This is a genomic window from Aliterella sp. E5.1 (genome assembly GCF_057473825.1).
The window spans coordinates 1-4,460 of sequence record NZ_JBYCCV010000173.1 but is presented as its reverse complement, the minus strand read 5'-3'; the positions used below and the strand labels follow the sequence as shown (position 1 = coordinate 4,460).

General features: G+C 41.9%; 4 protein-coding genes and 3 pseudogenes. 3 read left to right on the top strand and 4 right to left on the bottom strand.

What is annotated here, in order from left to right; translation table 11 throughout:
* Positions 1–53: 53 nt before the first annotated feature.
* Both AC2VE5_RS24265 and AC2VE5_RS24260 read left to right on the top strand, forming a co-directional pair.
* A pseudogene (locus tag AC2VE5_RS24265) lies at positions 54–212 on the top strand (competence protein CoiA family protein); the annotation flags it as partial.
* A 556-nt stretch (positions 213–768) separates the two neighbouring features.
* Positions 769–1,239: pseudogene (locus AC2VE5_RS24260) on the top strand (reverse transcriptase N-terminal domain-containing protein); the annotation flags it as partial.
* Between the two features lie 767 nt (positions 1,240–2,006).
* On the opposite strand, the pseudogene AC2VE5_RS24255 reads toward AC2VE5_RS24260, so the two are convergent.
* The 4 genes and pseudogenes from AC2VE5_RS24255 to AC2VE5_RS24240 form a co-directional block, all read right to left on the bottom strand.
* Positions 2,007–2,216: pseudogene (locus AC2VE5_RS24255) on the bottom strand (DDE-type integrase/transposase/recombinase); the annotation flags it as partial.
* A 249-nt stretch (positions 2,217–2,465) separates the two neighbouring features.
* Entirely contained in the window at positions 2,466–2,606 is a 141-nt protein-coding gene (locus tag AC2VE5_RS24250; protein ID WP_486890191.1) for a hypothetical protein, read from the bottom strand.
* Positions 2,581–2,955 (bottom strand): hypothetical protein, encoded by a 375-nt coding sequence (locus AC2VE5_RS24245; RefSeq protein ID WP_486890190.1) that lies wholly within the window; start codon positions 2,953–2,955, stop codon positions 2,581–2,583. The genes AC2VE5_RS24250 and AC2VE5_RS24245 overlap by 26 nt, the downstream gene beginning before the upstream one ends.
* Positions 2,956–2,965: 10 nt before the next feature.
* Positions 2,966–3,232, bottom strand: coding sequence for a hypothetical protein (locus AC2VE5_RS24240; RefSeq protein ID WP_486890189.1), 267 nt, complete (start codon positions 3,230–3,232; stop codon positions 2,966–2,968).
* A 905-nt stretch (positions 3,233–4,137) separates the two neighbouring features.
* Between AC2VE5_RS24240 and AC2VE5_RS24235 the strand changes: the two genes are divergently transcribed.
* Positions 4,138–4,374: a helix-turn-helix domain-containing protein gene (locus AC2VE5_RS24235; RefSeq protein WP_486890188.1), complete on the top strand. Its 237-nt coding sequence runs from the start codon at positions 4,138–4,140 to the stop codon at positions 4,372–4,374.
* Positions 4,375–4,460: the final 86 nt, after the last annotated feature.

The following is a 4,460-nucleotide window of genomic DNA, read 5'->3' as shown; positions in this document are numbered from 1 at the left end:
GATACAGAAGATGCTAAATATTACAGGAAGCAAGTGTAGTAAGAAGCGCGAATATGTGGCTACGGTATGGCGTTGATGGCAACAACAAACTAATTGAAATTGAAAATGTAGCCAGTGGCAAAACAAATCTGATATGCCCGTACTGCGGCAAAGCGCTAATAGCCAAAAAGGGCAAAGTTAAAGAACACCACTTTGCTCACAATGGAGAAACCTGGTGCGATTCGTTGTGAGTGAATCACGGTACTCAGCCCGCACATAACCTTACCAACCAATTCTCCTTAGAAGCGGTTGAACTCTCAGTCAGATGTAGGTGAAAGTCCTACCCGCCAGGTTCAGGCGTGACTCCCTATCTGCCCATGCCGAGTAAACTCGATTTTTACAGAGCAAAGCTGGGAACAGGGCGCAACCAGACAACTGTTATGGGTTGACACTGGCGCTAACGGGGCGTTCTCACGGTGAAACCGAGCCTAAAAAAGTGACCTACTCCGAGGCAGGGCATAACTCAGATCCACCCCTGACCTTATCAGAGCTAAAACCTGCTGAATTTTCAGGTTAATAACAGCAAAGAACCTAGGGTTTCTGATGGTCAAAGTGGCTACACCTAACAGAACAATCAATCAATTGAGGGAACGAATAAAAACGAATCAAAGGTCTGGGGAAGGTCGAATCCCTAAGTAGGCTAGACGAGAAGCGGAAATCCTTTTGATTCGGGTAGGATGTGGCGTAATTGCCGCAAGGTATTCAGACTATATCCTTTGGAGTCAGCGCATGATTAGACACAGCGACAACGCTAGTGAATCTTGGAAAACATTACCCTGGAAACAATTCCGGCGTAACTTATTCCGCCTACAAAGACGAATATACAAAGCAGTTCAAGAAGGCGACAAGCGTAAAGCAATGTCCCTTCAAAAACTTATTTTGAAGTCCACTGCGGCTAGATTATTGGCAATCCGCCAAGTAACTCAGCTAAACGCTGGAAAGAAAACAGCAGGTATCGATGGCAAAAAGTCTCTTACTTTTAAAGAGCGCTTTGAACTAGAGGAACTGTTGAAAGCATCTAGTAATGAGTGGAAACACCAGAAATTACGCAGTATTCCCATTCCTAAAAAGGATGGTAGTACCAGAATGCTTAAAATTCCCACTATTGCCGATCGAGCCTGGCAATGCCTAGCAAAATATGCAATAGAACCAGCACATGAAGCCTTATTTCACGCCAAAAGTTACGGATTTCGGACGGGAGTGCGATTCGTTGGGTAGAAACTAACCCCAAAAAAGGGTGGAGGATTACCCGCAAAGTTATTTAGTAGCTTTGACAATTTGATAGTCATATGGGTGAGGTTTTAAACCAAGTCCCATCCTCTAGGTGCAAGAGTGAAAGCACACAGAACGCAGTCTCGAACTGTGTCCCCCAAGGTAGCGACTAGCCATCAATCCTTGAAGCGGGGGTGAAAGGTGTTAAATACTGGAAGCCTAATCTGGTATACATCGAGCAAGAGTTCATGAGTAGGAATACGAAGGTACGTTTGAACCATCGTCAGAAATAACCAGCGCAATCAGGCTGTCCACGCTGGGAGTCCCAAAATAGGCAAGGATAATGGGGAGTTGGCAAGTTCCTGGGTGTCCAACAAGCACTTCCTCAAAACCCGGTGGAGAGTATCGCTCTAAAAACTCAAACAATGACTATCAGAAACGAAGTAACCTCTCGTATGTCCTCGGTTCTCAATGACTGAGTAGGTGCTAACCAATACTACGAGTAGGCAAGATTGATTCAAAAGCAAATGCCTCGCTGTAATGGTGAGGATATGCAGACAGAATCACGGTGATTTGGAAGATGAAGTTTCCAGTAGTAGTAAATATGTCTAATACGAGTTTTAAGACTACGGGGGAATGGCACTCTATCAACTGGCGAAAGCTGGAGCGTAGGGTGTATAAGCTGCAACAGAGAATTTATGGTTGTGTTGCAAAAACTTTGTGAGGACAGAAAACCTCTGTTGCAGGAGTTCCGATTATGCAATCACTCCAAAGATTCGGTTGATGAAGACAAGTCGCTCTTTGATGGCTCCTCTGGGAACGCCAATAACCTGTCCTTTTCTCACCATGTTCATAATTTCATATCCCTTGATTGTCCGTCTCGCCGTATTGAACGAGCCGAATCCCATGCCAGGTTTGACTAATTGTTTTATCCCTTGATGGTCTTGTTCAATAATATTGTTAACTCAGATCTTGCACCAAGCTCAAACTCTTCTACTACAAATGTTTTAGCTCATTTGCCTTTAGGCTAATCTTCACTCTAAGTAAGCCTTCCCAGTTATCAAGCGATCGCGCGACTGAAAATGGGAGAGCTTAAAAACCTTGTTTTTCCGTTAGGTGCAAGATCTGAGTAGCGGTACTTAAACAAAATTCAAGCCCAAAATACAGAAAGTAGGGTTATTACAAGTTAAGTGTCTATCAGCTTACCCAGGCTATTAACAATAATGAGAAATGAATAAACGATTCTCAAAGAAAAAGGATGCTGGGCTATCACCCAAACTGAGCAAGTATTTTGCCACATCTTGAACATCTTGTTGGCTTCTTACCTTTTTATCTGAAAGATAAACCCCCAGCAATGCTGGCGAGGGAAGCAAGAATCATAGAGGGATTTTCCCGTGCGTTTAGCCTACCCCCACGAAAGTGAATGTTATCGACAAGTAACCCTATTTCACCAGGATTACCCAAAAAATGAATTACTAAACCTATAAATAAGCCACTGGCTGGCATAACTAGCAGTAGGCTAAGTCCTGTAAAACCTTCTAGATGATGAATTATCGTCTCTAAGATCAGCCAATAGCAGGCAGAAAACAGCCCGCACGCTATACCTACGCTTGCCCACAGTAGTACCCAAGGGGAAATAGTTAGGGGGTTGTGTTGTGCGAGAAGATTAACAGTATTGGCAAAAGAGCGTTTTATCTCTGGCACTACTTAGATCTCAATGAAATTTAGTTTTACTAATTCTTGCTTTACCAAATAAAGCTGCCAGTGCCAAATCGCCAATTTCTTTAACTGGATGAGAAATGACTTGCAGTTCGTGAGCATATCTAGGTTTTGGATCTTTTGCTAACCAAATTGGCGGAACCATCATTGGCTCGTAACTAGCAATTATATCAAAGCTTCCTGGCTGAGAAATTAGCTCAACCTTTTGACCAGGACGGTATTCAAACGCTTCCTCCCAGTCTACGTTCGGATCAAAATTCATGGGAAATTACAGAAAACAGTATCTATTGTTACTATTTTAGCTGTAACTACAAACAATTAAAAAAATCTGTAGCTTTAGATACAGATTGTTATATTCATCAACAAATGGTGAAATTGGGTAGCGACAAGTAATGGAACCGAGAACTGGAATAAGCCTGAGATTTGTAGTATGGTAGCGTTTTAGCCCTGGCAGCGACAAAGGTCAAAGCTAACTTTTGAGCTAAATTAACCATGGATATACATAACAAAATGGGTTGCGCCCCTTCTTATTACCATTTTTGGTTCCGTTACTTGTCATGACCCTAAATTCAATAAATTAGCCAAAGCCATCCTCTTATATTTAACTCTGCTAACTGCTTGTGAAAGTTAGCTTGTATAAGTTGAATGCGAGCTTGCATGGTTTCAGCATTCCCAATTTCAGAACCTAGCTAACAGGCGTAAAATATAAATATGCTCCTCGACCCAAAATTTTCACTAGAACACTAGCGGAAAGCCCTAATATTTTAGGAACATCTTTGTATTCTGCCCCTAAATACTTTGTAGCTCTTAACTGAAGCTCAACGACCATTGCACAACTGGATAGTGGGGCAACCCGCCAAAATTGCTAAAAAGTAAAATCTTGGGCTGACTAAGCTGATAGACTTCTAAAAAGAATAAAATAGAAGTCTGAAAGATACGAGATAGAGGAGACAATGCCTGCTAAAGGATTCCTAAATTTTGAACAGAAGGAGAGATTACAAATCTTAGTGCGCTCCAACGATTCTCCAAGATTGAGAGAACACGCCCTGATTCTATTACTTCGCTCATGATGGTAAGACCTATGAAGAGATTGCTAATTTTATTGGTTGTGGGTATCGAACTGTAGCGCACTGGTGCGTACATGGAGACCCAGACAATCTGGATAGTTTGAAAGATAAACGACAGCAAGGTAAGTACCGAAAAGCTACAGAGCAATATATTGAATTATTACTAGAAGTAGTAGAAAAAGCGCCGTCAGAATTTGGGTATGAGTTCGGCAGATGGACAGGAGAAAGATTATCAACTTATCTACAACAGCAGACGGGAATTAAATTAAGCGGTAAACAAATTAGTAGAATATTGCAAAAAAAAACTACGTTTACATTTGGGCGAAGTACAGCTTAGAATCTAAGCAAAATCAGGCAGAAAGAGCAATATTTCGGGAGAAGCTAGAGACTTATTTGAAAGCTGGAGTTGTAGCACCAGAGATA